The 2,736-nt window shown below is 74.2% G+C and carries 4 protein-coding genes; 2 read left to right on the forward strand and 2 right to left on the reverse strand.

Annotation, left to right across the window (positions count from 1 at the left end):
• Nucleotides 1–188 (reverse strand): VOC family protein (locus ACXVGS_RS18940; RefSeq protein ID WP_458538217.1); only part of this gene is annotated, 188 nt, incomplete at its 3' end.
• A gap of 83 nt (nucleotides 189–271) precedes the next feature.
• Nucleotides 272–952 carry a YwaF family protein gene (locus ACXVGS_RS18945; protein ID WP_458538218.1) on the reverse strand — a complete coding sequence of 227 codons (681 nt, stop codon included), beginning with the start codon at nucleotides 950–952 and terminating at the stop codon, nucleotides 272–274.
• A gap of 92 nt (nucleotides 953–1,044) precedes the next feature.
• On the opposite strand from ACXVGS_RS18945, the gene ACXVGS_RS18950 reads away from it, so the two are divergent.
• Both ACXVGS_RS18950 and ACXVGS_RS18955 read left to right on the forward strand, forming a co-directional pair.
• Nucleotides 1,045–2,211, forward strand: a complete 1,167-nt coding sequence (locus ACXVGS_RS18950; RefSeq protein WP_458538219.1) for a GmrSD restriction endonuclease domain-containing protein — start codon at nucleotides 1,045–1,047, stop codon at nucleotides 2,209–2,211.
• Nucleotides 2,212–2,241: 30 nt separating this feature from the next.
• On the forward strand, nucleotides 2,242–2,736 hold the full coding sequence (locus ACXVGS_RS18955) for a DUF427 domain-containing protein (RefSeq protein WP_458530162.1): 495 nt from the start codon (nucleotides 2,242–2,244) through the stop codon (nucleotides 2,734–2,736).

A 2,736-nucleotide genomic window follows, 5' to 3' on the forward strand; every position in this document is an offset into this window, starting at 1 on the left:
GGGGCCGGTCGCTGCAACAGCCCGCCGTTGATGCCCGGCTCGTCCTCGGGCCCGGAGACGATGCCCCAGTACGCCGAGCCGGTGGCTCCGCTCCAGTCCTGGAACTCCCAGCCGAACGCCGCGCCGTAGAAGGCCTTGGCCCGCTCCACGTCGTCGGCCTGGATCTCGAAGTGCACCACGCGGGACATGCAGGACCTCCTCGGTCGGCGTCGTGCCCCAGTGTCATCGTTACCCCGGCACGGCGCCAGCGCACCGCGCCGGGGTGCCGCTTTCAACGGCGCGACCGCGCGCCGCGCAGGCGGAACGGTGCGTCGAGGACCAGCAGCATCACCAGGGCGACCCCCGCCGCGCTGAGGATGTACCACGGCCCGGGCCCCAGGACCGAGAGCAGCGAGGCGTGCTCCGGCACCGCCGCGAGGAACATGTAGTTGGACCCGGTCAGCCAGTCGAAGACCCCGACGAGGGCGGTCCACGCCACGGTGATCGCGAAGACGCGGGCCACCGAGCCTCGACGAGGTTGCCGGCGCAGCCCCACGACGAGGTAGAAGGCCGCGACGACGATCCCGACGTGCCCGATGACGAACTCGAAGAACTCCAGCTCGGGGAACGTGGCCGTCAGGTCGGGGGTCAGCACGGCCTGCAGCGTGCCGGTCAGCCCCCAGAACCACGTCAGCTCGACCGCCAGTGCCCACTGCGGGAACCAGCAGGCGACCGCGGCGACGATGAGGGCCACGTCGCACAGGGCCAGCGGCAGGGAGGTCTGCACGGACCACCGTCCGGTGACGACCGGGGAGATCACGAACGTCACCGCGTCGGCGGCCAGCAGCAGCGCGATGATGCGCCCGGCGCGATGTGTCCAGCCGCCCGGCCACCGGCAGCACGCCACGCACAGCACGACGCACACGAGCGCCCCGAGGGCCACGCCGGTCCAGTAGGCGAGCGGACTGCTCACCCGCCCATCATCCGACGGGCGGGGTCACCTCATCGGGGTGGACTTGGAGCAAACCCGTCACCCCGGGCACCGGTCCGTCCTACCGTCGTCGGGTGCTCGTGCTCCTCGCACCCTCGACGACCGCTGACGGCGGCCTTGCCGGACTGCTTACGCTGGCCGGTCTGGTCGCTGCCGGGGTCGGGCTCACCGCGACCCTGCGCGGACGTGTGCGCTGGGCGCGGATCGGCTCCCGCGGGGTCGGGGGAGCGGTCGCCGCGGCCGGGCTCGTCGTGGCCGGCATCGGTGGCGCGTTGGCGCCCGCGCCGGCACCGGTGCTGGCGTCGGCCGGGCGGTCCGTGACCGTCCAGTCCTCGGCCTCCAGGTCACCCTCGTCCGCACCAGACCCCTCGCCGTCGAGCCCGGCCGCCGCGGGTCCGGTGGTCACCTCGACGGCCACGCCGTCCACGGCCGAGCCGGCACCCGCACCGGGCACCGCCCTGGCGGCGTTGGCGACCCTGCCGGTCAAGGGCCGGGCGCCCAAGTCGGGGTATGCCCGGGCGATGTTCGGCCAGGCGTGGGCGGACGTCGACCGCAACGGCTGCGACACCCGCAACGACGTCCTGCGACGCGACCTCACGGCATACGTCCTCCGGGCCGGCACGCACGGCTGCCTCGTGCTGCGGGGGACGCTGCACGACCCCTACACGGGGCGGACCATCGCGTTCCTGCGGGGGCAGGCGACCTCGACCGCGGTGCAGATCGACCACGTCGTGGCGTTGTCCGACGCATGGCAGAAGGGGGCCCAGCGCTGGAGCGCCGCCACGCGCCAGGCGTTCGCCAACGACTCGCTGAACCTGCTGGCGGTCGACGGTCCGACCAACGAGGCCAAGGGGGACGGCGACGCGGCCACCTGGCTGCCGCCGGTCCGTAGCTACCGCTGCGCGTATGTCGCGCGGCAGGTCGCGGTGAAGGCGCGCTACGGCCTGTGGGTCACCGCCGCGGAGCGGGAGGCGATCCGGGTCGTCCTGTCCGGGTGCCCGGGGCAGGGACTGCCGGCTGCGCGGCCGTTCGTCCTCGGCGGAGGGTCGGTCGAGGCGGCGAGCACGCTTGCGCCGCAACCGGATCCGGCTCCGGCGGCGAGGACCAGTGGCGTGCTCGACCCCCGGTTCGGGACCTGCCGGGAGGCCACCGCCCAGGGCTACGGGCCGTACGTGCGCGGCCGGGACCCGGAGTACGACTGGTACCAGGACCGCGACCACGACGGGGTCGTCTGCGAGTAGCGCGGGGGCAGGTGTGCTTACGCTGGGGCGGTGAGGCCTGCGCGCGAACAGCCCGGCCCGGGCCAGGAGTCGGTGTGGGACTACCCGCGCCCGCCGGCACTTGTGCCGACCGGCGAGCACGTGCAGGTCTGGCTCGGTGGGCAGCTCGTCGCCGACACGACGGCCGCGCTTCGGGTCCTGGAGACCAGCCACCCGCCGACGTACTACCTGCCCCGCGGGGCGTTCGTCGACGGGGCGCTCCGGCCGGCGCCCGGGAGCAGCTTCTGCGAGTGGAAGGGCACCGCGTCCTACCTCGACGTGGTCGGCGGCGACGTCGTGGCTCCCGCCGCGGCCTGGTTCTACCCGCGGCCGAGTGCGCGGTTCGCGCCGGTTGCCGACCATGTGGCGCTGTACCCGGCGGCGATGGACCGCTGCACGGTGGACGGGGAGCTGGTCCGCCCGCAGCCGGGTGGCTTCTACGGCGGCTGGATCACCTCGCGGGTGGTCGGCCCGTTCAAGGGCGAGCCGGGCACCCGGTTCTGGTGA

Source organism: Oryzihumus sp., assembly GCF_054325275.1.